General features: G+C 34.4%; 26 protein-coding genes. 12 read left to right on the top strand and 14 right to left on the bottom strand.

The annotated features are described in order from the left end of the window. Positions 1-66 precede the first annotated feature (66 nt). Positions 67-726 (top strand): ribonuclease HII, encoded by a 660-nt coding sequence (rnhB, locus tag OYT91_RS09380; RefSeq protein WP_281237742.1) that lies wholly within the window; start codon positions 67-69, stop codon positions 724-726. Positions 727-803: 77 nt separating this feature from the next. Here rnhB and lipB read toward each other — a convergent pair whose 3' ends face one another. Continuing rightward, the gene (gene lipB / locus OYT91_RS09385) at positions 804-1,508 is read right to left on the bottom strand and encodes a lipoyl(octanoyl) transferase LipB (RefSeq protein WP_281237743.1); all 705 of its coding nucleotides are present in this window, start codon (positions 1,506-1,508) and stop codon (positions 804-806) included. Positions 1,509-1,701: 193 nt separating this feature from the next. After that, positions 1,702-2,442, bottom strand: coding sequence for a hypothetical protein (locus tag OYT91_RS09390; protein WP_281237744.1), 741 nt, complete (start codon positions 2,440-2,442; stop codon positions 1,702-1,704). Positions 2,443-2,816: 374 nt separating this feature from the next. Here OYT91_RS09390 and OYT91_RS09395 point away from each other — a divergent pair, with 374 nt between their 5' ends. The 4 genes from OYT91_RS09395 (at position 2,817) to OYT91_RS09410 (ending at position 7,347) form a co-directional block, all read left to right on the top strand. Then, a complete protein-coding gene (locus tag OYT91_RS09395) occupies positions 2,817-4,049 on the top strand; it encodes a hypothetical protein (protein ID WP_269221959.1) in 1,233 nt (410 codons plus the stop codon). Positions 4,050-4,063: 14 nt separating this feature from the next. Beyond that, positions 4,064-5,074 carry an NHL repeat-containing protein gene (locus OYT91_RS09400; RefSeq protein WP_281237745.1) on the top strand — a complete coding sequence of 337 codons (1,011 nt, stop codon included), beginning with the start codon at positions 4,064-4,066 and terminating at the stop codon, positions 5,072-5,074. A gap of 208 nt (positions 5,075-5,282) precedes the next feature. Then, positions 5,283-6,980, top strand: a complete 1,698-nt coding sequence (lysS, locus tag OYT91_RS09405; RefSeq protein WP_281237746.1) for a lysine--tRNA ligase — start codon at positions 5,283-5,285, stop codon at positions 6,978-6,980. A gap of 130 nt (positions 6,981-7,110) precedes the next feature. Next, entirely contained in the window at positions 7,111-7,347 is a 237-nt protein-coding gene (locus OYT91_RS09410; protein WP_281237747.1) for a hypothetical protein, read from the top strand. Positions 7,348-7,418: 71 nt separating this feature from the next. Here OYT91_RS09410 and OYT91_RS09415 read toward each other — a convergent pair whose 3' ends face one another. The 12 genes from OYT91_RS09415 to OYT91_RS09470 all read right to left on the bottom strand — a co-directional run bounded on the left by OYT91_RS09415 (position 7,419) and on the right by OYT91_RS09470 (position 19,581). Continuing rightward, positions 7,419-8,693 (bottom strand): alginate export family protein, encoded by a 1,275-nt coding sequence (locus OYT91_RS09415; protein WP_281237748.1) that lies wholly within the window; start codon positions 8,691-8,693, stop codon positions 7,419-7,421. A gap of 11 nt (positions 8,694-8,704) precedes the next feature. Beyond that, complete coding sequence (locus OYT91_RS09420; protein WP_281237749.1) at positions 8,705-9,319, bottom strand: SCO family protein; 615 nt, start codon at positions 9,317-9,319, stop codon at positions 8,705-8,707. Positions 9,320-9,341: 22 nt separating this feature from the next. Then, complete coding sequence (locus OYT91_RS09425; RefSeq protein WP_432419422.1) at positions 9,342-10,043, bottom strand: formylglycine-generating enzyme family protein; 702 nt, start codon at positions 10,041-10,043, stop codon at positions 9,342-9,344. Between the two features lie 99 nt (positions 10,044-10,142). Then, positions 10,143-10,520 carry a c-type cytochrome gene (locus OYT91_RS09430; protein ID WP_349293160.1) on the bottom strand — a complete coding sequence of 126 codons (378 nt, stop codon included), beginning with the start codon at positions 10,518-10,520 and terminating at the stop codon, positions 10,143-10,145. A gap of 122 nt (positions 10,521-10,642) precedes the next feature. After that, positions 10,643-12,118, bottom strand: coding sequence for a copper-containing nitrite reductase (gene nirK / locus OYT91_RS09435; RefSeq protein WP_269221953.1), 1,476 nt, complete (start codon positions 12,116-12,118; stop codon positions 10,643-10,645). Between the two features lie 125 nt (positions 12,119-12,243). Beyond that, a complete protein-coding gene (locus OYT91_RS09440) occupies positions 12,244-12,483 on the bottom strand; it encodes a cytochrome C oxidase subunit IV family protein (protein WP_269221952.1) in 240 nt (79 codons plus the stop codon). A 2-nt stretch (positions 12,484-12,485) separates the two neighbouring features. Then, complete coding sequence (locus OYT91_RS09445) at positions 12,486-13,067, bottom strand: cytochrome c oxidase subunit 3 (protein WP_281237751.1); 582 nt, start codon at positions 13,065-13,067, stop codon at positions 12,486-12,488. A gap of 336 nt (positions 13,068-13,403) precedes the next feature. After that, positions 13,404-14,384, bottom strand: coding sequence for a DUF438 domain-containing protein (locus tag OYT91_RS09450; protein ID WP_281237752.1), 981 nt, complete (start codon positions 14,382-14,384; stop codon positions 13,404-13,406). A gap of 151 nt (positions 14,385-14,535) precedes the next feature. Beyond that, positions 14,536-16,311 carry a nitric oxide reductase activation protein NorD gene (locus OYT91_RS09455; RefSeq protein ID WP_281237753.1) on the bottom strand — a complete coding sequence of 592 codons (1,776 nt, stop codon included), beginning with the start codon at positions 16,309-16,311 and terminating at the stop codon, positions 14,536-14,538. A gap of 125 nt (positions 16,312-16,436) precedes the next feature. Further along, positions 16,437-17,228, bottom strand: coding sequence for a CbbQ/NirQ/NorQ/GpvN family protein (locus OYT91_RS09460; RefSeq protein WP_281237754.1), 792 nt, complete (start codon positions 17,226-17,228; stop codon positions 16,437-16,439). 419 nt (positions 17,229-17,647) lie between these two features. Beyond that, the gene (locus tag OYT91_RS09465; RefSeq protein ID WP_281237755.1) at positions 17,648-18,982 is read right to left on the bottom strand and encodes a cbb3-type cytochrome c oxidase subunit I; all 1,335 of its coding nucleotides are present in this window, start codon (positions 18,980-18,982) and stop codon (positions 17,648-17,650) included. Positions 18,983-19,149: 167 nt separating this feature from the next. Next, positions 19,150-19,581, bottom strand: a complete 432-nt coding sequence (locus OYT91_RS09470; protein ID WP_269221947.1) for a c-type cytochrome — start codon at positions 19,579-19,581, stop codon at positions 19,150-19,152. 431 nt (positions 19,582-20,012) lie between these two features. Between OYT91_RS09470 and ric the strand changes: the two genes are divergently transcribed. The 7 genes from ric (at position 20,013) to OYT91_RS09505 (ending at position 26,411) form a co-directional block, all read left to right on the top strand. After that, on the top strand, positions 20,013-20,744 hold the full coding sequence (gene ric / locus OYT91_RS09475) for an iron-sulfur cluster repair di-iron protein (protein WP_281237756.1): 732 nt from the start codon (positions 20,013-20,015) through the stop codon (positions 20,742-20,744). A gap of 27 nt (positions 20,745-20,771) precedes the next feature. Continuing rightward, positions 20,772-22,877, top strand: coding sequence for a ribonucleoside triphosphate reductase (locus OYT91_RS09480; protein ID WP_281237757.1), 2,106 nt, complete (start codon positions 20,772-20,774; stop codon positions 22,875-22,877). Positions 22,878-22,956: 79 nt separating this feature from the next. Beyond that, the gene (gene nrdD, locus OYT91_RS17760) at positions 22,957-23,124 is read left to right on the top strand and encodes an anaerobic ribonucleoside-triphosphate reductase (RefSeq protein WP_116763518.1); all 168 of its coding nucleotides are present in this window, start codon (positions 22,957-22,959) and stop codon (positions 23,122-23,124) included. Then, positions 23,078-23,797, top strand: a complete 720-nt coding sequence (locus tag OYT91_RS09490; RefSeq protein WP_349293161.1) for an anaerobic ribonucleoside-triphosphate reductase activating protein — start codon at positions 23,078-23,080, stop codon at positions 23,795-23,797. Before nrdD ends, OYT91_RS09490 begins: the two co-directional genes overlap by 47 nt. Before the next feature lie 56 nt (positions 23,798-23,853). Further along, positions 23,854-25,035: a hypothetical protein gene (locus OYT91_RS09495; protein ID WP_281237758.1), complete on the top strand. Its 1,182-nt coding sequence runs from the start codon at positions 23,854-23,856 to the stop codon at positions 25,033-25,035. A gap of 44 nt (positions 25,036-25,079) precedes the next feature. Continuing rightward, positions 25,080-25,514, top strand: a complete 435-nt coding sequence (locus OYT91_RS09500; protein ID WP_269221939.1) for an RrF2 family transcriptional regulator — start codon at positions 25,080-25,082, stop codon at positions 25,512-25,514. A 168-nt stretch (positions 25,515-25,682) separates the two neighbouring features. Continuing rightward, positions 25,683-26,411 carry a hypothetical protein gene (locus OYT91_RS09505; protein WP_281237759.1) on the top strand — a complete coding sequence of 243 codons (729 nt, stop codon included), beginning with the start codon at positions 25,683-25,685 and terminating at the stop codon, positions 26,409-26,411. Positions 26,412-26,476 lie beyond the last annotated feature (65 nt).

The following is a 26,476-nucleotide window of genomic DNA, read 5'->3' on the forward strand; positions in this document are numbered from 1 at the left end:
TTTGCTCTTAAAAAAAAAGAAAATCAAGAAAAATTTACAATATTTGTCCCACCAAAAGATTTCAATATGCTTCTAAATAATTTTTCTACCTTTCTGCTTGAAACAGGTACTGACGAAGCCGGTCGTGGATGCCTTGCTGGTCCGGTAACCGCTGCAGCCGTAATTCTACCAATAGATTTTGAAAATACAATCTTAAATGATAGCAAGCAACTAAGCGAAAAAGTTCGAGAAAAACTTCGACCAATTATCGAAGAACATGCTATTACATTTGCCGTTACCCATTTGCATCCCAAAGAAATTGATGAAATAAATATTCTCAATGCTTCGATGAAAGGAATGCAGGAATGCATCTTAAAATTAAACCAAACTCCAGAATTTATTATTGTGGATGGCAATCGAGCACTAAACGCCAAATTAGGCTTGAAGAATACTTTTGGAAAACAATTCTCAAAAGCTGAAATCGAAAGATTAAAATCAATCCCAAATCAAAGTATCATAAAAGGAGATTCGAAATATTTAAGCATTGCCGCCGCTTCCGTCTTGGCAAAAACCTATCGTGACGAATACATGGACAAAATCCATGAAGAATTCCCCATGTACAATTGGAAAAAAAACAAAGGCTATCCCACCAAAGAACATCGCGAAGCCATCCGAAAATATGGCACCACAAAATACCACCGAATGAGTTTTAGGTTGCTGCCAGAGCAGTTGAAATTGGAAATTTAAATTTTAACCGCAAAGACACAAAGTCGCAAAGAAAATCTGTGGCAATCTATAAAATCCGTGTTATCTGTGGCCAATAATTATAAAGTCACAAACTCCGCTTCAAACAAATCAGAGAAATGTTTTAGGATTTTTTCTTTCACTTCTTGCTCATCTACTTTTTCTACACCAAGTTCAACATTCAAAGAAGTTACCGCTTTACCACGAATTCCACATGGAATGATGTTGTCAAAATATCCCAAGTCGGCGTTGACATTTAAGGCGAATCCGTGCATCGTTACCCAGCGGGAAGCGCGAACTCCCATAGCACAAATCTTTCTGGCGAAAGGTGTTCCTACCCCCAGCCAAACTCCAGTTTCGCCTTCGCTACGGCCACATCCTATTCCGTACTCTTGTAATGTAAGAATGATGGCTTCCTCCAAGAAACGCAAGTATTTATGAATATCCGAAAAGAAATTCTCCAAATCTAGAATAGGATAACCCACAATTTGTCCCGGTCCGTGATAGGTAATATCACCACCTCGATTAATTTTATAGAAAGTGGCTCCTTTGGCTTCCAACTGTTTTTCGGATAGGAGCAAGTTGGTTAAATCTCCACTTTTTCCCAAAGTATAGACATGCGGATGTTCGACAAAAAGAAAATAATTTGGCGTTTCAACAACTGTACCTTCTCTCCTGTTCTGAATTTTTAAATCCACAATTCCTTTGAACAACTCTTCTTGGTATTCCCAAGTTGCTTTATAATCTTTATTACCTAAATCTTGAAGTTGGATGGTTTTGTTCATTTTTCTTTTTGAGAAGCTAAGATTCTTTTTTTTTTGCAAAGGTACAAAGTTTTGAAAGATGTCTGTAGAACGTAAAAAAGGAAGTTTCTTCAGCTATCCTAACAGTTTTTTTTTGACCTGTTAGGTATAACATCTTCAATACGCTAAACAACAAACACCTAACAGGTTCTGAAAACCTGTTAGAATTTGCGTCTTAATCTACCGCTTCTGGTTCCAAAACCACTTCGAGATTAGTAATTTCGGGATTTTGTTTACAATCGGTTAATAGAAATTGCAATAAAAGCGATTGACGATCGTCACTAATTTTTGCCAATGGATTGGAAACCGATTGAATTTTTCGAGGAAAATGGTAGTTCAATACATAACTCTGAACAAGTTTATAGCCTTTGTAATGGGTTTTAATTTTTTCTATTTGATCGAATTCTTTTTTTAATTGGATCGAATCGGTAATAGTAACGGTTCTGTTGAATCGGCTTCCAACATAATCGTAACTTACTTTATAATAATGCTCTTCGGCAGTCAAAGCGTAATTCTTTTTGATATTATCGGCATAGTCTTCGGCTTTATAAAGATCAATAATATCGGCAGCTTTCTTGAAGTTTTGAGAAACTGTGGCTCTAAACTCTTTTTCATAGGAGCTTTTCTTGATATGAACTTTCACATCAGCGTATCTCAAATATACATTTTGATCTTCCTTTGGTGTTCTGGCAAATGTTTCTGCATATTTTTTAAAATAATCCTTGAACACATAAGTCGTGTCTTTGAAAATATCTTCTTTTGAATATTCCTCTTTTGCCAATTGCATATAACTGTGTTCATCTCTTAGCTCAACAACTTCAATGGTTCCGCTACCGTCTGAGTTTAGATGGAGGGTTTCGGTAACTTGACAGCTTGCAGCAAAAACGAGTATAACAAGTAATAAATATTTATTCATCCTTTAAAATATGATTGTCAGTTATTTTTTTCAAATATAACTACTTTTAAATGTATTTGATCAACCTGTATTTAAATTCACACACTTTTAGTACTTCCACTGCATTCTATTTAGATACATATTACTTCATTTTTTGATTACATACAAAGAAAAAAAATCAAAATAATAAAAAGAAGCTCGTTTGGCTGCAGAATATATTAAGTTATTGATTCCCAAAATAAAGCTCTTATTATACAAAACAAACACTATTCATCTTCATAATACTGATTTATAAATAAATAAAAAACAACTTTTTATTACAAAAAGAAGTCGTGACATTTGTAGTATTAAAAAAAATTACCCCCAAAAACCATATCAATTTTAAAACAACCTACATGATTCCAAACATCAAAAAATGGCTCTTTGTCTATTTGCCATTTACTACTTTTGTAATGCTTTCCAGCTGTGATAATGAAATACAATACGCCAATTACAATCCCCATTATTTGCCTAGCATTGATGCAACAAATTTACCCATAGGAAACAAAGCCATTACGATGTTTGAAGATGATGAAAGTCCATCAAAAATGTATGACAAAAAAGATCGTTGGTTTCGAGTAAACGAACCCTTACAAATAATCCAAAAAGGGAAAGATTCAATACAACTATCTCTTTATTCACCAGTTGGACTTACTGATGTAAAAATTTATGCTAAACTACCCAACTATGACAAGCGATTTTTATTATATCATTTTACAAAAATCCCTGCATTTCATCGCTCATTTCACCAAATTCCATTAGTAGCAGGAAAAAATGATTATTTACTTGAAACAGGCAATGCCGTTACAATTGATAAAATTGACGGTTTTTCTACTGGTGCAATCGAATTTTCAGTAGAATCAAGTGATCCGTTATTTGCTAAGTTCAAAAAAATAAAATCTTCCCATTTGGTTCAATTTAACGACACTTATCATATAAATGAACTAGGGAAATTTTTGCCAATGAATCCCGTTTTGGCAAAAGAAGCAATAACAATGATCATAAACTATTCCTACGCATTAAGTCATCCAATATATTATGAAACCTTTACTAATTTTGACAGATACAAACAAGAGCAAGCTACTCTAGCTGGAACTGGGATAAATGGAGCAATCAATTGGCACGGAAATACTGATGACGCTAATGGAGTTTATGATTATTTGACCAAAGCACAAATTGAACAAATATATTTAAACTATATAGATAACCGAACACTCTACATGGCTATGGTTGGAGGAGCAGCAGCACTAGGAGGAGGTCCTCTCGCTTCGCAATGGGAATCAAGTTATGTCACTGGACACTGGACAGGCGAAATGTCGGTTTGGTCACATGAATACTCCCATCATATCGGCTTCAGCCATAGTAGTAATTTAGCCAATAGCGGCGAGGGTGGCGGACAGCAAGAGATGCTAACACAATTTTATAAATATTTAATTTACTTAAACGACCTGCCTTTTACCGATCCAGAAGTACTCAAAGGCTGGACCAAAACGAATTACCTAACAGGAACTTACAAAAAACCGGTCTTTACAATATCCCCGAAAAATACTTTCTTGTTAAAATATAAAGGAGCTGGAAAATGGAATTAACAAATCAAATAAAAATGAACAAAATAGCTTTTTTTATAGCATTGCTTTTACTTTGCACCAATTGCGGTAGCGATTCATACGAAGCATTCACGCCGATAAATTACTATTACTATTACCCAACTGATGAAGCTGCAATTACTGCAAGCCAAATTGGAGATGGAACAGGCCAACTCGATCCAACAGGAATCGCTATAGCAAACGACAAATTATACATCTGTAATGGCGATGTGCTGGAAATTTTCAATGCTAAGACTTTGACTTTTATAAAAACAATTAAAAATTACACCAAAGGCAACACTACAATTCCGTTGACTAAACTATCTTCTGTGGCAATTGACAATGGCAGAATCTATCTTGGCAGTGTTGATTCAAGACTTTTTGTTATCGATGAAAATACAAATCTTGGCATCAATACCGTTGGAAATGGACAATGGTGGCAAACTTTTGTACATGTCTTTGGGGTTGCCGTTAAAGATGGATTGCTTTTTGTTAAAGAAAAAAACACAACCATCAAAGTTTTTGAAACATCCCAAATTACAGACACAAGCAATTGGAATTTGACACCAATCGCCAAATTAAACACTTTGCAAGGAAGTACCGAAATCTATTCTATGGATGTATCAACTGGAAATTTAATTGTGGCTGGACAAAATGCAAAAGGCTATTTACAGTATAACATTGCAAACATTCGAACCAATGCAACAAGTTCACTTACAACACCAATAAACCCAACAATAACACCTTTTACAAATGCAAAACCTCTTGCGATTTCTTTTAGCAGTGAATGGGCTGTAACCGCTGAAAAAGATGGGAATTTAAACTACCTACGCCTTTATCCAAAAGAAGAATTAATCAACAAAACATATAAACCAAGGATTAACGCTTCAGATGTTATGGGAGTAAATCCTTTTGGAACTATTGTCAGTAGTGCGCAACTTAACGATCGTATTTTTTTGGCAGATAACACAAACCAAAAAATAAGGATTATAAAACTGAATCAAACCACAATCGCTGAGCAAAACTAATTATCATCCATTTTATTTCTATAATTATAGGATCAAAATGCATCTATTTTTTAAAATGTAATACCTTTTACAAACTCACTTTTACTTAGAAAAAAGAAATAAAACTAGTTGTTAATTTTTAAAAAAAATGTTCCAAAAAAACCTTCATTATTAAAATAAAAACTTAAAACAAAAACTTTATCTTTGCAGACTTAAAAAACAGCATAAAATGGCCTTATCAGAACAAGAAATTATCCGTAGAGAAAAACTTCAAAACTTACGCAATTTGGGGATTAACCCTTATCCTGCACAACTTTTTCCTGTAAATCATACTTCAAAACAAATAAAGGAGTCTTTTGAAGAAGGCAAAAAGGTGATTGTTGCCGGGCGTTTGATGAGTGTGAGAGATCAAGGAAAAGCTTGTTTTGCTGAACTTCAGGATAGCGAAGGGCGTATTCAATTGTACGTGAACCGAGATGTTTTATGTGAAGGCGATGATAAAACTTTGTACAACCAAGTATTCAAAAAATTGACCGATTTGGGAGATTTTATTGGTATTGAAGGTGAATTGTTTACCACTAAAGTAGGTGCTCAATGTATTCGTGTGGATAAATTTACTTTTTTGAGTAAAACACTGCGTCCGTTGCCATTGCCAAAAGTGGACGAAGACGGAAAAGTGCACGACGCTTTTAACGATGCCGAATTGCGTTACAGAATGCGTTATGTAGATTTGACGGTGAACCAAAACGTGAAAGAAACTTTTATTAAGCGTACCAAATTGTTTAATGCAATGCGCAGTTTCTTTAATGAAGCGGGATATCTTGAAGTTGAAACTCCAGTTTTGCAATCGATTCCCGGTGGTGCTGCGGCGCGTCCGTTTATTACACATCACAACTCATTGGACATTCCGTTGTACATGCGTATTGCGAACGAATTGTATTTGAAAAGATTGATCGTTGGTGGTTTTGATGGGGTGTATGAGTTTTCTAAAAACTTCCGTAACGAAGGAATGGATAGAACCCACAACCCAGAATTTACTGCAATGGAAATATATGTAGCCTACAAAGACTACAACTGGATGATGGATTTTACTGAAAACTTACTGGAACATTGCGCTATTGGTGTTAATGGAACTAGCGAAGCAACTTTTGGTGAACACAAAATCAATTTCAAAGCGCCTTATGCACGAGTTACAATGACCGATTCTATCAAACATTTCACTGGTTTTGATATTTCGGGTAAAACGGAAGCTGAATTGTTTGAAGCAGCCAAAGGAATGGGAATTGATGTAGATAACACGATGGGGAAAGGAAAATTGATTGATGAAATTTTTGGAGCTAAATGCGAAGGAAATTATATTCAGCCAACATTTATCACTGATTATCCAAAAGAAATGTCCCCGCTTTGTAAAGAACACCGTGACAATCCAGATTTGACAGAACGTTTTGAATTGATGGTTTGCGGAAAAGAGGTTGCCAATGCCTACTCTGAATTGAATGATCCAATTGACCAAAGAGCCCGTTTTGAAGATCAAATGCGTTTGGCTGAAAAAGGTGATGATGAAGCGAACGGAACGATTGATGAGGATTTCTTGAGAGCATTAGAATACGGAATGCCGCCTACTTCTGGCTTAGGAATTGGAATGGATCGTTTGATGATGTTCTTGACAAATAATGCTTCTATTCAGGAAGTGTTGTTTTTTCCACAAATGCGTCCTGAGAAAAAACAAGTTCATTTGGAAGAAGATGAAAAATTAATTGTTTCAATCTTGCAAGCAAACGCTAATGTGATGGAATTTGGTTTATTGAAAATCAAATCGGAATTGAGTGGTAAAAAATGGGACAAAGCCATGAAGAATCTTTCGGTTCTTGGAATGACAGAAGTAGTTGTGGATGGCGATGTGAAAGCTTGTCGATTGAAAGAGTAAATTATATTCTAACTATATTATTACAAAAGGAGCTTTAAAATTTGAAGATCCTTTTTGTAATTAAAAACATTGATTGAAAACAAATAATCTTTTCCTGTTTTCGTAACTTTACTATTCAAAACAGCACGTTATGAATACTTTAGAACTAAAACAGAAAATAATGGATATGCTAAAATCTGTCGATGATGTTGTCTTATTAAAGCAAATTATCCACTTACTACAGCCTGATGATCCAAATGAAATTCTTCATCTAAATGAAAACGAATTGGAAATGGCAAAAGATCACGAAGAAGATACACTATTTAAAAATGACCATTCTGAGGAACAACTTGAGAAAGAGGATTCTGAATGGATTACTGAACTTTAAAGCGTAACAAAAACAAAAAAAGGAGCTTCAATTATTAGAAGCTCCTTTTGATTTATATACACAAATCAATCTTATTTAAAAGAAAAGATCTGAGGGTTTATATTAACCATAACCCACGCCCAATTGTTAGTGTGATCAACATCACCACCTTTCAATCTTTGCATGGTATCTGTTCCGAACATTTGGGAATAACCACCGCTTAGATTTACAAATTTATGAACCGCATAACCCATTGTAAAATCTATCTCGGTACCTAAATAGTCATCCATTTTTTTCCCATTGACGTCTATTACCGTATTAGCAGCACTAAACATATGCGGCATTAAAGCAAATTGCCATTTTTTATTAGTATACCCTAACTTTAAAAACACATCCTGTAACCCCACAGAGTTTTTATGATTCCCTACATAAAAATAATCCATTAAACCATTAAACCCATGATTGGTCCCAAATAATGGATAAAACGATTTAACAGACTTACTCGAACTCGCTTGACTTTTACCTGACAGCAACTCATATCCTAATCCTGCTTTGAATTTTTCGGTCATATAATAATTAAAATTGAATGCTGCATCATAAGCACTTACAGAACTGCTATTATTTTTCCCTGTTTGTCCATAGAACCACATATTCGCATCCCAGTTTTTATTTTTGGTATTCAAATAAGTTCCAAATGTTTGCATATAATCGACTACTAACTCTGGAGTTGGTGTTGGAATTGGAGCTGTCAATTTATTTTCGTATCCAGTATTTAAAAATAGCAAACTCATATTTATTTTACCAATTTCAGTATGATACCATGCGTACTGCATAGTTTTATAAAGAGGCACGACATAATTGGTAGCAAGATCGGTTTCAGAATTAGCATTGTATGCAAATCCAAGGTCCAATTGATTATTTTTATTTTTGTATGTAACTAATGCGGCATCATGACTTTGCCCTTGTTGAGCCCAATCCAATTCACCGAAGATACGCTGGTTATCATATGAAATCACTTGGCGACCAAGACGCATACTCCACTTTTCATCAAAATTATATTGTGCCCAGGCTTCGAATAATTGGATACCATTAACATCCGATTTTGTAGTTGTACCGACATCACCCCAAATTCTAACATTTTGCATTGTTAATTTGGTTACAAACTTATCCTGCTTGAAATTTAAATTCAATCGAGTTCTATTGGATATAAATTGACCAGGGTTTTCACCATATGGAATTGGAGCTTTAAAACCATTTCTAAATTCATATCGTGGTCTGATTTGAAAATTTACATCAATTTCTTGAGCGGTAACGCCAAAGCTTCCCATTACTAATAATGATAAACTGATTTTTTTAAGTAAGTTCATAGGTCTCTAATTTAATTTAGCTTTTCGGCTTGTTCGGTTATTTTTAGTATAGTTTCATCTGAGTTAACTCCCAATCCTTCTTGTTGATATGCTAATTCTCCTTCAGCATTAAAAACACTAATTATATTTGAATGTGAAAAATCCATGGGGGAAACTTTTTTATAATTCACAGACAATACCGCTGCAAATTCTCTTGTATTTTCTTCTGTTGAACGAAGAAAAACCCATTGATTTCCATCCATTTTATTTTCAACAGAAAATGATTTTAGTCGTTCAGGGGTATCGACCTCGGGATCAATACTTACCAAAACAAGTTTTACATTATCTTTGATATTCGCGGGCAAACGGGATTCAATATTTCGCATATCAGCAACCAATCTGGGACAAGCTGATTTACATGAAGTATAAATCATAACCATCACTAACACTTTGCCTTTCAAATCTTTCATTTCAATTTGCATTCCATCTTGGTTGGTCCACTTTGAGGGCAAATTATAAATTGATAAATCCGTTATTTTATTTGAAATAATGGCATTGTTATCCGTAATATTTTTTTGATTTTTATTAGAATTACAACTTTGCAATCCTAATAGAATTATTCCTAATCCTAAAATTATTTTTTTCATTTTTTGATTTAAAAAATAGAATTTATTTTTGAATATTTTTTGCGCAACGAAAGCCTAAGTTTCTTGACGCATAATTTGCTTTTAAACTAGCTCGGAAACCATAACGCATAAAAGCAGCATAATTCATTAGATCTGATGCATTGATTGAACCACTTCCACAAAAAAGATTTCTATCTGTAGCTTTATCCTTTCTTGATTCTCCAGATAAAAAAATACTATTAAAATCTGAAGTCCATTCCCAAACTAATCCATGCATATCATAAACACCCCAATAGTTTTTAAATGTTTCTCCCACTGGATTTGCATACGTTTTAGGTTTCTCATACCATGACAGTATGTATTTATTAAATTCTTCTTTGCTTCTGGCATCAATACGTTTTTCATCTGCCATTGCTACATATTCCCATTCGTCCATAGTGGGTAATCTTTTTCCTTGACATTCACAATACTTCTTTGCCACAAACCAAGAAACATTTGTCACTGGAGCATTGGGCAGATTAGCAGTACCAAAATCATAATCACTTTTCCATTGTGATAAGTAGCTTTTTTCGGCAAAGAGTCCTTTTATATTTGAACGATTGTATTGTGAGTTTTTTTTTAAAAATCCCAAAAATTGACTATTAGTAACGGGATAAACATCAATAATAAAAGAGCTTACTTCTACTGGTTTTTTATCAATGGTACCATAAAGGGGAACATAAATCCCCTTTTTTATGGTAACCATAAGAGTATTTTGTGCCGATAGAATTGTTGACAATAGTAGTAAAAAAACAAGAACTACTTTTCTACATTGTAACATAGCTAAACTCATTTAAATTAAAATTTATTTTCTTTGTGCTTTAACCATTGCAAGAGTAATTATTGTTTTTTTATTTCCCCAACTAGCATATACATAAGTCAATACGTCTGCTATTTCTTGATCATTAAGAACTTGAGGAGGCATAGGAGTAGTATACTTTTTGCCGTTAACTGTGATCGGTGCATTAGACCCTTTAATAACTTGCTTAATAGCACGATTCACATCAGCATTTAAATAATCTGATTTTGCTAATGGTGGGAATGCTCCAGGAATTCCACTACCTGTAGCTTGATGACATGCTATACAAGTTTTGGCATAGACTGCTTTACCTTTATCTACATTTTGGCTGAATCCATGTATTGCAAATCCAAATATTGCAATTGTAGTAATAAACTTTTTCATAATTTCAATTTTAATTATTTTATTAATTCTGGTTAATATTCTTAGCATCAAGGCGAAAATCCAAATAAACAGGAAAGATATTCAATAAAAAAACGTTATCCAAACCACTTTCTTTTTATTTATTAATGTTCGGATTGACTTTTTTGTGCTTTTACCATCGCAGGCGTAACAACTGTTTTATTATTGCCCCAACTATTGTAAACATAGGTTAACACATTGGCAATTTCATCATCAGTTAAGTTTTGACTAGGCATCACACTGTTTATTTTTTTACCATTTACTGTAATTTCTCCACTTAAACCTTTTGTCACAACATCTATTGCTCGTTTTGGGTTCGCATTTAAATAATCTGATTTTGCCAAAGGAGGAAAAGCACCAGGAATTCCTTGCCCTTCAGATTGATGACAAGCAAAACAAGTAGTACTAAAAATGGCCTTACCTGCCGCAATTTGTTCGGGCACGGTTAATGCAACTTTTGCTTTTGCAACATCTTTTGCTTTTGGCATGGTTTGAATGGTTCCTCCTTCTGGCAAATAAATTCCTTCTTCTGTAGTTCCAGAATAAATGGTTTTGTCTGCAGGGCCTTCTACTTTTAACATACCCAAAGCTCCTTTATTAAAAGCTCTAAAAATAGAATGATCTACTAAAATAAAAGTGCCTGGTACGTCAACTTTAAATTCTACTATGGCAGCTCCTCCTGCAGGAATCATTGTTGTTTGAACATTTCTATTTATCATATCCCCTCCTTCGATAAAAACTTTATCAAAAATCTCTCCAATGACGTGAAAAGATGAAACTAAGTTAGGTCCACCGTTACCCATATAGATACGAACGGTCTCCCCTACTTTAGCAGTAATCGCTTTGTCTCCTGTTAAAGAACCTACTTTACCATTAAATACAACATAATCTGGCTCTTCTTTCACCGCTTTGTTCATATCGAAAGCTTGTAACCCTTGATCTCCATACTTACCTTGAGTATAGAAATCACCTTGCATAACGTAGTATTCTTTATCCACTGGAGGCAATCCTCCTTCTGGTTCAACCAAAATCAAACCATACATTCCGTTAGCAATGTGCATTCCAACCGGTGCAGTAGCGCAATGATACACGTACAAACCAGGATTTAAAGTTTTAAAATTAAACACTTTTTCATGACCTGGTGCTACTAATGACGATGCCGCTCCCCCACCTTGTCCAGTTACTGCATGCAAATCAATATTGTGAGACAACTTATTGTCCGGGTGATTTTCTAAGTGAAACTCTACCTCATCCCCAACTCGAGTTCTGATAAAGCTTCCTGGAACAGAGCCTCCAAATGTCCAGTATGTATATTTGGTTCCATCGACCATTTCTCCTTCTAATTCTTTAATCTCTAAATGGACAACCAATTTAGTAGCCTCTCTACTTCCTATTGGTTTAGGAACTAATGGAGGCGATGTTAATTCGGCCTCTTGTTGTCCTTCGACTTTGATATACTTGTTACTATCAGCATCACTACCCGAAGTATAATGATTGAATGCTAATAATCCTAACGAAAATGTTAAGCATACTGCTAAAACAATTTTGAATCGTTTGCCTTTTTGTTGTGTTGGTTTCATGATAGTATAGGTTTGATTAATTTAAATAAAAGATGAATTTGTCTTTTATTACGGTGTAAAATTAAATGAAGAATGATAAATAGATTATGATAAAAATCATGTTTTTAACTTTTTTTTAAGGCTTGTTATAAAAAAATAATAAGTAATACAATTAGTCCTATAGTAACGCTCAAACTTACTTTCCAAAACGAATTTGCTTTTTTTAATTCCATGAATTGAAAAGCCACAAGCAGAAATTTAGAAATGGACAATCCCATTATTAACGACACTACAAAAGTTGAAATCATCATGGAATTGACTATAAAAGCCGTAGTTAAAGTGAGTACTATCAAAATTCCGTATACAAATAATAGTGATTTTCTCATTTTTAAAATATTAAATAAAGTACTGGAAATACCAACAGCCAAATCAAATCGCACATGTGCCAAAAGGCAGCACAAGCTTCAACATCTTCAACAACGGTATCTGAATTATTTTTAGTCATTCCATAATTTGTCCAAGCCAAAATAACCAATCCCATAATGACATGTATAACATGAAATCCTGTTAACAACCAATAAAAAGTATAAAACATATTGGTATCTAATGAGATTCCACTTTCAATTTTATGGTAATATTCAATGCCTTTGAGTGCCAAGAATAAAAAACCGCCTAACATAGCCAAATTAAAGAACACTGACGATTTTTGAATATTACTTTCCTTAAATTGATGTACTGCATTGGCCATAAAAAAACCGCTAGTTAATAGGAAAACAGTATTTACAACACCAAAATTGGCATTTAATTGCATTCTAGACTGATGAAAAACCGTTGCGTTTTCTCTTCCATAATAGACAAAAGCAACTAATGCCATTCCGAAAGTCAACAACTCGAGAAAAATAATAATCCACATCAATATTCCTCCTGGCGGATAATAAATGCTTTTGTAATTTATTTTTAAGGTTTCCATTTGATTTTAGATTGTAGATTTTAGATTTTGTTAAAAGATAGAGAAATGATTAAAGATTTTAGATATTGAAAATCAGAGTCGACTATTGTTGCTTCTATTTTTAGATCATAGCAAAAAAGCAAAATCTTTTCCTTTAGCCTTGATTACTTGACTATTATTGTTATTTTCAAAGGAATTCAGCGAATTTCGTTTGCAGTAGAAATTCTTTTGTGCCGGTCCCGATAGCTATCGGGAGGCACAAAAGATTGCAACGAAAATCAGGAACCATATTATCTAAAAAGCCTATTCTTCTCGCTCTAAATTCTGAAATCTGCAATCTTAATTCTTAATTCTTTTTTACTCCCAATCCAATAAACGTTTTTCGCCTTCAATTTTTTTGATGTCTGTAATATCCTGAGACATTTCGATCACACCCTTGTAATTTTTGTTAGCATCCCTTACAGCAAAATAACGAATGTAAATCAGGCGCTCCTTATAGTTTATCCAAAAAGAAGACTCATTTTGGGTTCCTTTTCTAAATTCATCCAAGATTTTAAGAACAGTTCCTACGCTTTTTGGTGGGTGGCAAAATTTAACCTCACGACCAATGATTCCTGCACTTCTAGGAAATACCCGTTCTTCTCCTCTATTGTAGAAAATAACTTTGTCATTTTCGTCCACATAAGTCAAATCAAGCGGCATGGTTCTAAAAAGTAGATTTACCTGTTCGACAGTCATATATCCCTCGTCATATTGAGAAGTGTTTTCTAATGAAAAAGGCAATTCCCTAACGGTAAAATCTTCGGATGGATGAATGTATTCCTCTTTTAGGAAAGGCGGTGGCGTTTGTGATAGCATCCAGCCAATTTCTTCTTCTCCTTTGCGCATTTCTATCCAATCGTTTTCAGCTAAAAGTTCTAATGCATTTGGGAACAGCACGTTTTCTTCTACATTCATCAATCGGTAAATTCCATCTATCAAAAAAGGAGTGTTTGTTTCAATTCTTTCGGGATTATTCATTTTGAGATAATACTGAATCAAACGAAATTGTTCTCTCAAATTATCATGAAATGACCACATTCCCTGCGAAGGTCCAACCCAGCCTTTTTTTTCCAAAAAAGGAAAAAGCTGATTTTCTTTTCGAGCAAAACGTTTTTCTATCGTAAGCAACTGATTGAATATATTGGTGTATTTTGGCAAATCTATCAACGGATTTACCGCTTTAATTTCTTCCAAAAGATTTTCTATAATTTGTTTTTCTTGAAAGTAAATCCAAATAGGATGTCCATCGGGTAGTGCTGTGGTATTGGCTGTTTTTGTCATTGTAGTTATTTTCATTTTTGAACCATTCAACTTTATTGAAGCAAAATTTAAAACCATTAAGGCATTAAGAAAATTAAGCTTTTAGATATATTTTAAATCTTTTATCATTTATCTTAATGAAACTTAATACCTTAATGGTTCAATAAAAAAATGGTTTATTTAATTTTCATTTTTGGTGTTTTATCTTTTCGTATAATTTCACTAAAGATTGCAGCAACTCAACGGGAGTTGTTAAAATTTGATAGTGATTTTGCCCGAACATTTGTGGCAGATAATATTTAGCTTCGGCCTCGATGGCTAATGCATAGGAGTTGATATTTTTTGAGTTGAGTTCGCGAAGGGCTTGTTTCACATCATTGATTCCATATTTACCTTCGTATTTATCGTAATCATTGGGTTTCCCGTCAGAGATCAGGATGACCCATTTGTTTTTTGTACTTCGTTTGTCAAGTCGTGCTCCTGCGTGACGTAAAGCAGCTCCAATTCGGGTATAACCGCTGGGCTCTACTGCCCCTACTTTGTGTTTGGCGCTATTCCAGCTTTCGTCAAAATCTTTGAGGGTCAAGTAAGTTGAGTAATTTCTGGTTTTGGAATAAAAACTGTCTATCGAAAAGTCAATATTGAATTCGTTTAGGATTTCTCCAAACAAAATGGAAACCTCTTTTTCAACATCAATCACTCGATTTCCGGCGGCGTATCCATCGCTTGAAAGGCTGATATCCAGAAGCATTAGAATAGACAAATCCTTTTCGGTTTTTCTATTTGAAATATAAATTTTATCCGAAGGCGTCCTTTGAGAATGCACATCGACATACAAATCGGTGATCGCATCAATATCAAATTCATCGCCTTGCGATTGGCGTTTTCGCTGTTGCATCTTGTTATTGACGTTTGTAAGCATTTTGCGCAAGCCAATTAATGTGGATGCATTGTTTGTTAATGTTTTTTTGTAATAATCGTTATCCGTTTTATGTTGTGATTTTGGATATACTTTACAAAAATTTTCTTTGTAGCTGTTTTTGCTAAAATCCCATTCGTCATAACAGTGATGAAAACCTTTGTCATCGACAGACGCACTTTCGGAAATCGTGGTGTTTTCGATGAAATCCGCTTGGTATACGGAATGGGACGTATCATCCACCCGAACGGTGTATTTCATATTCAGTTCTTCCAAGGCATCTTGATGGTCTTCGAGTTCATCTGATCCGTCAAAATCGCGCCAGTTTCCGTTGAATTCTTCGGCGGTTTCCACTTTTTCAAAATTATGCAGCATTACATAATCTTCTTGTTGTTTTTTATCAAGTTCCACTGTGATCACTTCCTCAACGGCTTTAGCTTTAAGTGTAGTTAAAGGTTGAATTTCATTTGGTTTTTTGGTCTTATCCGAAAAATTTTGAAGTACGTCTTCTTTGTCTGTTTCCACTTCATTCTTCATCCATTTGCCAAACAACCAAGAGAAATCAGGTTCGTTTTTAGCAGTTCCTTTTGGGCTAAGGTAATCTTTGGCTTTCGCCAAAAACTGTCTGTCGATGGAAAATTCTTCAAACAAAACCGAAAGGATTTCTTCGGAGGTTTCCAATGCTTTTTGTTGAGAATGAACTAAAGTTGGTTCAGTTTCTTCAGTAGTCCAATTGTAATTCAAACGTTGCTGTACACTTAAATATAAAATTCTGAAATGATAAAAAGTAAGATTCTCTTCCAGCGTAGGGCATTCACAAAAGGAGATTGGCAGAAAAAAATTATTGTTTTTGTAACCTCCTTCCCTTTCGGCAGGAAATATTTCGATTGGATTTCCTGTCAAAGCGCGCGCCATAATAGTCAAACGCGATTTTATCCCAGCAAGCATAACCGTTCTGGCTTCCACTTCGGGATTGGTTTTTTTTCTACTTTTTAAATGCTTGAAAAATTTTCCAACCAAATATTCATCTATCTCGAAACCCATAATAAGCCCCCTAGCCCCCGAAGGGGGAACTCCTATTAGGGGTCAATAGGATTTAAATTATTAAAAAATAATATCAATACAATTTATTCATGTAAGGTTTTATTCCCCCTTCGGGGGGTAGGGGCTTATATCATCAAATTGCATAAATCTTTCAGTGCTTCCAATGTTTGCAAATCATCGGTTAATGGCTCTACGACAGCTACGTGAACCGACAGTCGTTTTGGCAATCCGCTGTGAATGATTTTTGCGGCATCTACGAGAAGTCGTGTCGAAACAGTTTCGGTCAATCCTAACTCGGTTAAGTTTCTAATTTTGTTGCCGATCGCCACAAGCTTTTTGGCTGTATCGCTGTCGATTTTAGTTTCATTTATCAATATTTCAGTTTCAATTTTTGGCTCTGGGTAATCAAACGAAACGGCAATAAACCGTTGGCGAGTCGAAGGTTTTAGTTCTTTGAATCCTCTTTGATATCCGGGATTGAAAGAGGCTACCAGCATAAAATCATCGTGTGCTTTAATCGTTTCTCCCAATTTGTCTATAAACAGTACGCGTCGGTGATCGGTAAGGGAATGGATGGCAACTATTACATCGGGACGGGCTTCCGCAACCTCGTCGAGGTAGATAATCGCGCCTTCTTTTACGGCAGTGGTCAAAGGCCCATCAAGCCAAACGGTTTCGGCTCCTTTGATGATGAACCGACCAATTAAATCGGTTGAAGACGTTTCTTCATGACAACTGATCGTAATGAGCTTTTTATTCAATTGATGCGCCATATATTCCACAAAACGGGACTTTCCTGTTCCAGTAGGTCCTTTCAACAAGAACGGAATTTTGTTTTTATAGGAGTGTTCAAAGACATCAACTTCTTTGCCTACTGAGTGGTAATAGGGTACAGGTATTAAAGTATCTACTAACATATTTTTATTTTTTATGAAAAAACCGAAACGCAAAACAATCGTTTTTAGGGAAATGGAGGTCAAAAACTGTTGCTAAAACGTTCCGGTTAAAAAAGGGCTCGATTAGTTTTTTTTGTGTGTTCCTGCAAGGTCTTTTTTGGACCTTGTAGGTATCTTATGTTTGGTGTTTATACCTACAAGGTTTGAAAAAAAACCTTGCAGAATAACTTCGTAATTAGCAAGAACAAAAAGATCTTGAAATCCGTGAAGCTGCGTGAGGGATTACTTCACTATATATTTATTTTCATTGGAGTTCAGTGAATTTCATTTGAACAAGGCGCCATAGCGCTCGTGATAGCCCGACCGCATGGAGGAAAGGGGGCGAATATGCGGTCCGAAAGTTGCCCCCTTTTCTCCATGTGGTCACGCCCAAATATCATTTATTTTATTTCCAAAGCCTCATCGGTTGGTCGGCCGTATTTTACAAAATCATAGATAAACAAAGCAATTCCTGTGGTGAACATGGTGGCACAAATGAGCAATACCACAAAGTGAATACTGATTTCGTTTTGTACAACCATAAATTCCATTTTCATTTTTCGTTCCAAATACACTTGCACGACACCTGCAACTCCAAAAGCAACTGTCATTCCCAACATACCAATATTGGACAACCAAAAAGCGGCCATTCCTGTGGTGCTTTGGTATCTTTTTCGGCCCGTTAGATTGGGTAATGCATAACTAATTATAGCCAAAACAATCATGGCATACGCACCCCAGAACGCATAATGTCCGTGCATGGCGGTAACCAAAGTTCCGTGTGTATAAAGATTGGTTTGTGGCAAAGTGTGTGCAAAACCAAGCAATCCTGCTCCTACAAAAGAAACGATAGACGAACCGATTGTCCAGAATAAAGCAATCTTGTTGGGATGGCTTTTTTCGCCTTTGCGGTACATATTCACGGCGAACAAAGCCATTGCCAAGAAAGCCAAAGGTTCTAGTGCGGAGAAAATACCACCAACGATCAACCAAATTTTGTTTACTCCTATATAATAATAGTGGTGTCCGGTTCCTAAAACTCCCGAAAGAAAAGTCAATCCAACGATTACATATAGCCATTTTTCGATCACTTCTCTATCGACACCCGTCAATTTGATCAATAAATACGAAAGAATACCTCCCATAATTAGCTCCCAAACACCTTCAACCCACAAGTGAACTACCCACCAACGGAAGAAGGAATCCATTACCTGACTGTCAAACCAAATCATTCCTGGTAGATACAATAAAGCGGCAAACAACAATCCCATTGACAATACTAAAGCTGTGGTGGTTTTTCGTTTTGCCTTGAAAAGTGTTCCTAAAATCAGCCCTAAGAACAGCAATACATTGATTACAACCAAGAAATCCAATTCTCTTGGAATTTCCAGAAATTTTCTGCCTTCCCAGTGGTTGAAGTGAAAACCAACGATAGCCACAACTCCAACTACGGCGAGTGAAATTAATTGTACATACGCCCATTTTACGCTTATTAGTTCGCGTTGCGCTTCTTCGGGGATAATGTAATAGGCTGCTCCCATAAAACCCGTCAACAGCCAAACGACCAACAAATTGGTATGCACGGCGCGGGCTACATTAAACGGAACAATATCGTGTAATCCTTGAAGGCCAATTCGGTCAAAGCCCATGATAAAACCGTAGATAATTTGCAGGGAGAACAACAACATGCACAGTGCAAAAAACCAATAGGCTACTTTTTGTGATTTATATTTCATTTTTGTTAATTTTATTTGTTATTTGTCAAAAATGGTATCGCTTTTTTTTATTTGTTTTAGCTTACGCAAAGTTTTAATTGCTAGCGATTTCATATTTTTAAAATTAGTGAGTAGTGAATAGTGAGTAGTGCATGCTTGCGAAAATCACCATTCGATTCATTTTCATATTAATTTGCTTTAGCTAAAGGAGAGACAATGCGGTCAAACCCATTCAAATCGATTTTTCCGATCCACTTGAAGTAAGCAACGACTGCATTTGCGTCTTTTTCATTCATATTGTAGGCTACCATTTTTCGCCCATTTGGCGCCCAAGGTATTGGTGACATCAATACGGCTTTGACATAGCCTTCACCTCTTCGGTCGATAACTTTAGTCAGTTCGGGAGCATAATAGCCTCCTTCGCCCAAAATGGTGTGACAACCCATGCAATTGTTGTGTTCCCAAATTTCTTTTCCTCTCACTACTTGTTTGTCAATAGCCTTGTAGTTGGTTTGATCATTTCTGGGCATAAACGAATAAACGGTCAATCCTATAAAGATTAAAAAGGTGACCAGTGTTCCTCCCAGAAAAAATGCTCGTGCTTGTGATTTTGAAAGCATAATAATCTGTTTTTTGTTGGTTAATAAATTTCGATTTATATAAAAGACAATCAGGTCTTTTATTGTTCGACAAATATAAAAGATAATTTTATCTTTTATTGATTTATTTTTAAATATTTTAAATAAAAAATATTTTTAACTTTACTTTAAAAATTACAAAACTTTTTATCATAAAAAGATAATTCTTTTAAGTTTTCAACAACAAAATGTTCTTAACTCGTGTCAAGAATATGATAAAAATCATGTTCTAGGTTTTTAAATTGTCGTAAAATTATACAATCAAAAAAAGAAGATCCCCAAATCTCATTCTTTTCGTAATCAAACAATTACATAAATAATAAAATAATATATTTAATTAAGGATAAATTTGTCTTTTATTAAATTATCACCTATTTTTGTGCTCTAATTTTAATTATATAAAATACAACATTATGGAAACTTTAGAGAAAATCACAATTGGTGAATATGTAGCAAAAGACTTTAGAACAGCCGCTTTATTTTCAAAATATGGCATTGATTTTTGCTGTAATGGAAACAGAAGCATTGAAGAAGCTTGTCAGAAAAAAGAAGTGAATTCTGATGTTTTATTACGAGAAATAGAAACAGTTTTATCAGCGAAAAGTGATTCGGGAATTGATTTTAATGCATGGCCCATCGATTTATTAGCGGACTATATTGAGAAAACGCATCACCGTTATGTTTTGGAAAAAACACCTATTCTACTTCAATTTTTAGATAAATTAAGCAGAGTACATGGAGCCAATCATCCGGAGTTATTAGAGATAAACGAATTATTCAAAGCATGTGCAGGAGAATTGGCACAACATATGAAAAAAGAAGAATTGATTTTGTTTCCTTTTGTCAAAAAAATGGTTCACGCCCTAATAGCTGATGAATTGATGGAACAACCTCATTTTGGAACAGTAGAAAACCCTATCGCGATGATGATGCACGAACACGATGCCGAAGGAGAACGTTTTAGAAAAATAGCGGAATTAAGCAATAATTATACGCCACCAGCTGATGGATGCAATACCTATAAAGTAACATTTGCCATGTTACAGGAATTTGAAGCGGATTTGCACAAACACATACACTTGGAAAACAATATTTTATTTCCAAAAGCAACAAAGCTCGAAAAGGATTTTTCGACACAATTATAAAAAAATAACCACTTAAAATCAACAACTATGGAAAATTATGTAATTAAAAGGAATGGAAAATACAAGCCATTTGAAAGTTTCAAAATTAAAGATGCTATCGAAAAAAGTTTCAATAGTGTATCCGTAGTTGTTGACGAAAGTATCTTTGAAAGCGTGACGATCCAATTGGAAAATAAATTAGTTTGGTCAGTTGAAGAGATTCAGGATTTAATTGAAAAAAAATTATTTGAAAAAAAATATTTTGATGTAATGCGTTCTTTTATGTTGTTCAGACATACCAGAAAATTACAACGCGAGCATATAGCTGGATTAAATGATGATACCACTTATGTAGACAGCACCCAAACTATTGAAGAATATATAGAACAAACCGATTGGCGCATCAATGCCAATGCAAACACTTCCTATTCAAATGCTGGATTGGTGAATAATGTAGCTGGAAAAATAATAGCCAACTACTGGTTGGATAAAGTATATACCAAAGAAGAAGGTTATGCCCATCGTAATGGCGATATTCACATCCACGATTTGGATTGTCTCACAGGATATTGTGCAGGTTGGAGTTTGAGAGTACTCCTTAATGAGGGGTTTAATGGCGTAAGAGGCCGTGTAGAGAGCAAGCCGCCTTCTCATTTTAGAGAAGCATTGGGACAAATGGCAAACTTTCTTGGGATTTTGCAAAGTGAATGGGCAGGAGCGCAAGCCTTTAGCTCTTTTGACACTTATCTTGCTCCGTATGTATTTAAAGACAATTTAGGATTTGATGATGTACTAAAAGCCGTAAGAGGATTTGTTTACAACCTAAATGTTCCGGCACGTTGGGGACAATCCCCTTTTACGAATATCACTTTGGATTGGATTGTCCCAGACGATTTAAAAACCCAGATTCCAACTAAAAATGACCAACATATTTTTAAAGAAAGTATAACTTCAGACCTACTGATAAGAGCAAAAAAAAGAGGGGTTTCTAAGGTAACCGATTTAAGATATGAGCATTTTCAAAAAGAAATGAACCTGATCAACAAAGCGTATTATACCGTAATGACTGAAGGTGATGCTAATGGACAGCCCTTTACTTTTCCAATTCCAACGGTAAATATTACCGAAGCTTTTGATTGGGATGGAGAAAATACCGATTTACTTTTTGAAAATACGGCAAAAATAGGATCTTCTTATTTCCAGAATTTCATCGGTAGTCAATATGTTTTAGACGAAAATGGAAACCAAATTGAGAATGAGAATGCTTATAAGCCCAATGCAGTTCGAAGTATGTGTTGCCGTTTGCAACTTGATTTACGTGAATTGCTAAAACGTGGAAATGGCCTTTTCGGAAGTGCCGAAATGACGGGAAGTATTGGAGTTGTAACAATCAATATGGCGCGATTGGGCTATTTGAACAAAGGAAACAAAGACACTTTATATGAACAATTGGATCAGCTTTTATACATAGCCAAATCAACTTTGGAGAAAAAAAGAGTCTTTATTCAAGAAATGTATGACCGGGGATTGTATCCATATACAAAACGTTATTTGCAGCATTTCAGAAACCACTTTTCAACCATTGGTGTGAATGGAATGAATGAAATGATTGAAAATTTCACTAAAAACAAAGACAATGTCACCTCAGAAACAGGTATAGAATTTGCTTCGGGAATCCTAGATCACATTCGAAACAGAATGAAAGAATTTCAAGAAGAAACTGGAAACCTATACAATCTTGAAGCAACTCCTGCCGAAGGAACAACCTATCGCTTTGCCAAAGAAGATAAAAAACGCTATGATGACATTATTCAAGCAGGTCAAGAGGAAAATATATATTATACCAACAGTTCTCAAATCCCAGTTGATTTTACTCAAGATCCCTATGAAGCTTTAATGCTACAAGACCAATTGCAATGTAAATATACTGGAGGCACTGTTTTGCACTTGTACATGAGTGAAAAAATAAGTTCGCCAGAAGCCTGCAAACAATTTGTAAAAAAAGTAATTTCCAATTTTAGATTGCCATACATCACCGTAACTCCTGTATTTAGTGTTTGCCCGGTTCATGGTTACTTGAATGGAGAACATGAATATTGCCCAAAATGTGATGAAATTATAATTGAAGAAAAAGCAAAATTTATTGAAATTTAAAAAAATGGTTTAAGATTGTTTAAACTCTTAAACAACTTTAAACTTTTAAACAATTTAAACCCTTAAACAACCATATAACATGAAGTTGACAACCAATCAGATTTTAGAACAAAATCAAGAATTACGCACCAAGTGTTTGGTGTACACTAGAGTTATGGGTTACCACAGACCCGTAGAGAGTTTTAATATAGGAAAAAAAGGTGAACACAAACAACGAACTCATTTTACAGAAGGAAAGTGTTGCTAGACCAATTAATAGCTTAACCCCTTTTACTTTACTAGATTACCCACATAAATCAGCTTGCATTCTTTGGTTTGCAGGCTGCAATATGCGGTGTTTGTATTGTTATAATCCCGAAATTGTTTTTGGAAAAGGAATTATTTCATTTGAAGAAATCAATCGGTTTTTAAAAAAAAGAATCAATCTTTTGGATGCTGTCGTTTTTAGCGGAGGGGAATGTTTGTTGCATAAAAAGTGTATTTCCTTTATTAGCCAAGTCAAAAAAATGGGCTTTTTAATTAAAATTGACACAAATGGTTCACAACCCGAAGTATTAAAGGAACTTATTGAAAAAGAGAGTATCGATTATGTGGCACTCGACTTTAAAGCAACTCCTTCAAAATTCGAAAAAATAACACAGTCAAAACTTTTCAGCCCATTCGAAAAATCTTTGAATATACTACTTCAAAGTAAAATTTCTTTTGAAGTACGAACAACAGTACATTCCGAATTGTTGAACAAAAAAGACATAGAGCAAATGATTTTGTATTTGGAAAAAGCTGGGTACACTGGTAATTATTACATTCAGCACTTTACAAATGGAGTACCAACCATAGAAAAGTTAGGCCATTCATTTAAAACATTGGAAAATGAAAATCTTTCAACAGAAAAAATAAAAGTACAATTTAGAGGAGGATGAGTATGAAAAAGAGCTGGATTTTGATTTGTTTTGTCAATTTTTTCATTGCGGCACTAATGGGATTATTTCTCCGATGGATGTATATTGCTCCAATTTCAGGAGTCAATTTTCAGTATTTAATGCATGGACATTCTCACGTAGCCATGTTGGGTTGGGTATATTTGATGCTGTACTGCTTGATTATTCACTTTTTTGTTCCCAAAGAAAAACAACAAAAACCCATTTACAATCGATTATTTTGGGTGACCGAAATGGCAGTAGTAGGAATGATGATTGATTTTCCTGCACAAGGATATGCTTTTGCTTCCATTGTCTTTTCAACTTTACATATATTCTGCAGTTACTATTTTTGTTATTTGATTTGGAAAGATGCCAAAACAAATACATATCCAGAAAAAAGAATGTTACACACTTCTTTGTTTTTTCTGATTTTCTCCACATTGGGAGTTTGGTGTCTTGGACCTGCTGTTGGGCTAATGGGGAAATCAAGTCCCTTTTACCAAATTGCGATTCAGTTTTTTCTTCATTTTCAGTTTAATGGTTGGTTTCTGTTTGCAGTTTTGGCTTTGTTTTTCAAACAGTCAAAAATAAAAATAGAGGAAAAAAAATTCCATTTGTTTTATAATTTATTTGTTACCGCAACGGTGTTAACGTTTGCTTTACCTGTGAGTTGGTCAATTACTAATCCTATTTTTTATTGGATAAATAATGCTGGAATCATAATTCAACTACTTTGTTTTGTGCTTTTTGCTAAACTTATTAGACCTCATTATAAGGTTTTCTTTGCTCCACTTCCCCCTTTAGCAAAAACCGTTTACCGATTTGCCTTGTGTTCTTTCGCTTTAAAAGTCATCATTCAATTAATAGTTTTGGTTCCCGAGTTGGCACAGGTATCCCATGAAATTCGGAATTTTGTCATAGGATACATCCACTTGATGATGTTGGGAATTATAACAGGCTTTCTATTTGGATTTGCATTACAAAATGATTATTTAAACTCACAGAATAACATTCAAAAATGGGGAGTCAAAATTTTCTTATCAGGATTTGTTGCAACCGAAATTCTTTTATTTCTTCAAGGCACATGGTTATTCTTAAGAATAGGATCAATTCCTAATTATTACCAAGTTTTATTCTTAGCAAGTATCTTTTTGCCACTAGGCTTATTATTTGTTATTAGCAATCTATTTTATAAGGAAAAAATTAAGCCATTAATCGTTCAAAACTATAGTAATTAATACCAAAAATAAAACTAATTTATTAAATTTGTAAAAAACCAATTATGTTTTCAAAAACCTGCGAATATGGCATTCGAGCCACAATATTCATCGCATCACAATCGTATCAAAACAAAAGAGTAGGACTCAAAGATATTGCAATAAAAATTGATTCTCCAGAAGCCTTTACGGCAAAAATTCTTCAAATATTATCCAAGGACAACATCATTAACTCTATAAAAGGTGTTGGTGGAGGTTTTGAAATCCCTCGAGAAACAATGAAAGACATTAAATTGGCACAAATCGTTAATGCTTTAGAAGGAGACCGAGTATTTACTGGATGCGGTTTAGGACTAACACATTGTTCAGAAGATCATCCTTGTCCTATGCATGAAAAATTCAAATCCATTCGTAATGAACTAGAATTTATGCTTGAAAACACAAATCTAGAAGAGTTAGCTTTAGGAATAAAAACAGGAGATACTTTTTTAAGATATTAACATATAATTAGATATATCAAAGAAGTCCAATAAAAATAGGTCAATTAAAATATATTATGACATTATACCTATTATATTGGACTAAAATATAAATTACATTGACATAACAAAAAGTAATCTTACATTTACATGGCATTTTAAGAAATTGAATAATATACTTAAAGTACCATGACAAAATCTAAGCCATCCAATTTAAACACTTATTTAAAATTAGAATACACTGACAAAAATAGCATTTGGCTAACCAATAGTTTGACTCTTCGAAAAATTGTTGGTGTTTTGGGGATGTCGATGCCTATTCTTTTGTATGTATTCTTATACTTCGATAGTGGTTTACACCATCCTTTAGCATCTATAAGTCATTATTACTTTACCCGAGTAAGTAGTATTTTTATAATTATTTTGAGTCTTTTGGCATTCTTTTTAATTATATACAAAGGAAAAAATCCAGTTGACTTCTACATTTCCTTGTTTGCAGGAGTTTTTGCATTATTAGTCATTTTATTCCCAACAAGTAATATAACCGAATTATGTGGTGATGCTTCTAAAAAATATGCAGTAACTATTTTACCAAAAAGTGATTTCAGAATGTACCTTCACTATACCGCCGCGGGCTTATTCTTCATTTGTCTTTCCTATATGTCTTTCTTTTTATTTACAAAATCAAACAAAGATCCTGAACAAAGAGGTACAAAAAAAAACATCCGAAACAGAATTTATAGGACTTGCGGAATATTAATGGTCTTGGCTGTCCTCATTTTGTTTGCAGGTTCGCTTAATATAATACCACAAACTTTTTTCAGTACATTTCAATTAACTTTTTGGATGGAAACCTTAGCCATCGAAAGCTTTGGTTTTGCCTGGTTAGTCAAAGGTGAAACTTTATTTAAAGATTAATTCTTCAACTATTTATAGAAATTTATTAAACAAAAAAAAAGGCTCAATATCTATTAAGCCTTTTT

Origin of the sequence: Flavobacterium praedii (assembly GCF_026810365.1) — a bacterium.
GTDB lineage: Bacteria > Bacteroidota > Bacteroidia > Flavobacteriales > Flavobacteriaceae > Flavobacterium > Flavobacterium praedii.

Excerpts from the sequence above, each read along its gene's own strand:
- rnhB (WP_281237742.1), top strand. The coding sequence starts at position 67 with ATGCTTCTAAATAATTTTTCTACCTTTCTGCTTGAAACAGGTACTGAC.
- lipB (WP_281237743.1), bottom strand. The coding sequence starts at position 1,508 with ATGAACAAAACCATCCAACTTCAAGATTTAGGTAATAAAGATTATAAA.
- OYT91_RS09390 (WP_281237744.1), bottom strand. The coding sequence starts at position 2,442 with ATGAATAAATATTTATTACTTGTTATACTCGTTTTTGCTGCAAGCTGT.
- OYT91_RS09395 (WP_269221959.1), top strand. The coding sequence starts at position 2,817 with ATGATTCCAAACATCAAAAAATGGCTCTTTGTCTATTTGCCATTTACT.
- OYT91_RS09400 (WP_281237745.1), top strand. The coding sequence starts at position 4,064 with ATGAACAAAATAGCTTTTTTTATAGCATTGCTTTTACTTTGCACCAAT.
- lysS (WP_281237746.1), top strand. The coding sequence starts at position 5,283 with ATGGCCTTATCAGAACAAGAAATTATCCGTAGAGAAAAACTTCAAAAC.
- OYT91_RS09410 (WP_281237747.1), top strand. The coding sequence starts at position 7,111 with ATGAATACTTTAGAACTAAAACAGAAAATAATGGATATGCTAAAATCT.
- OYT91_RS09415 (WP_281237748.1), bottom strand. The coding sequence starts at position 8,693 with ATGAACTTACTTAAAAAAATCAGTTTATCATTATTAGTAATGGGAAGC.
- OYT91_RS09420 (WP_281237749.1), bottom strand. The coding sequence starts at position 9,319 with ATGAAAAAAATAATTTTAGGATTAGGAATAATTCTATTAGGATTGCAA.
- OYT91_RS09425 (WP_432419422.1), bottom strand. The coding sequence starts at position 10,043 with ATGGTTACCATAAAAAAGGGGATTTATGTTCCCCTTTATGGTACCATT.
- OYT91_RS09430 (WP_349293160.1), bottom strand. The coding sequence starts at position 10,520 with ATGAAAAAGTTTATTACTACAATTGCAATATTTGGATTTGCAATACAT.
- nirK (WP_269221953.1), bottom strand. The coding sequence starts at position 12,118 with ATGAAACCAACACAACAAAAAGGCAAACGATTCAAAATTGTTTTAGCA.
- OYT91_RS09440 (WP_269221952.1), bottom strand. The coding sequence starts at position 12,483 with ATGAGAAAATCACTATTATTTGTATACGGAATTTTGATAGTACTCACT.
- OYT91_RS09445 (WP_281237751.1), bottom strand. The coding sequence starts at position 13,067 with ATGGAAACCTTAAAAATAAATTACAAAAGCATTTATTATCCGCCAGGA.
- OYT91_RS09450 (WP_281237752.1), bottom strand. The coding sequence starts at position 14,384 with ATGAAAATAACTACAATGACAAAAACAGCCAATACCACAGCACTACCC.
- OYT91_RS09455 (WP_281237753.1), bottom strand. The coding sequence starts at position 16,311 with ATGGGTTTCGAGATAGATGAATATTTGGTTGGAAAATTTTTCAAGCAT.
- OYT91_RS09460 (WP_281237754.1), bottom strand. The coding sequence starts at position 17,228 with ATGTTAGTAGATACTTTAATACCTGTACCCTATTACCACTCAGTAGGC.
- OYT91_RS09465 (WP_281237755.1), bottom strand. The coding sequence starts at position 18,982 with ATGAAATATAAATCACAAAAAGTAGCCTATTGGTTTTTTGCACTGTGC.
- OYT91_RS09470 (WP_269221947.1), bottom strand. The coding sequence starts at position 19,581 with ATGCTTTCAAAATCACAAGCACGAGCATTTTTTCTGGGAGGAACACTG.
- ric (WP_281237756.1), top strand. The coding sequence starts at position 20,013 with ATGGAAACTTTAGAGAAAATCACAATTGGTGAATATGTAGCAAAAGAC.
- OYT91_RS09480 (WP_281237757.1), top strand. The coding sequence starts at position 20,772 with ATGGAAAATTATGTAATTAAAAGGAATGGAAAATACAAGCCATTTGAA.
- nrdD (WP_116763518.1), top strand. The coding sequence starts at position 22,957 with ATGAAGTTGACAACCAATCAGATTTTAGAACAAAATCAAGAATTACGC.
- OYT91_RS09495 (WP_281237758.1), top strand. The coding sequence starts at position 23,854 with ATGGGATTATTTCTCCGATGGATGTATATTGCTCCAATTTCAGGAGTC.
- OYT91_RS09500 (WP_269221939.1), top strand. The coding sequence starts at position 25,080 with ATGTTTTCAAAAACCTGCGAATATGGCATTCGAGCCACAATATTCATC.
- OYT91_RS09505 (WP_281237759.1), top strand. The coding sequence starts at position 25,683 with ATGACAAAATCTAAGCCATCCAATTTAAACACTTATTTAAAATTAGAA.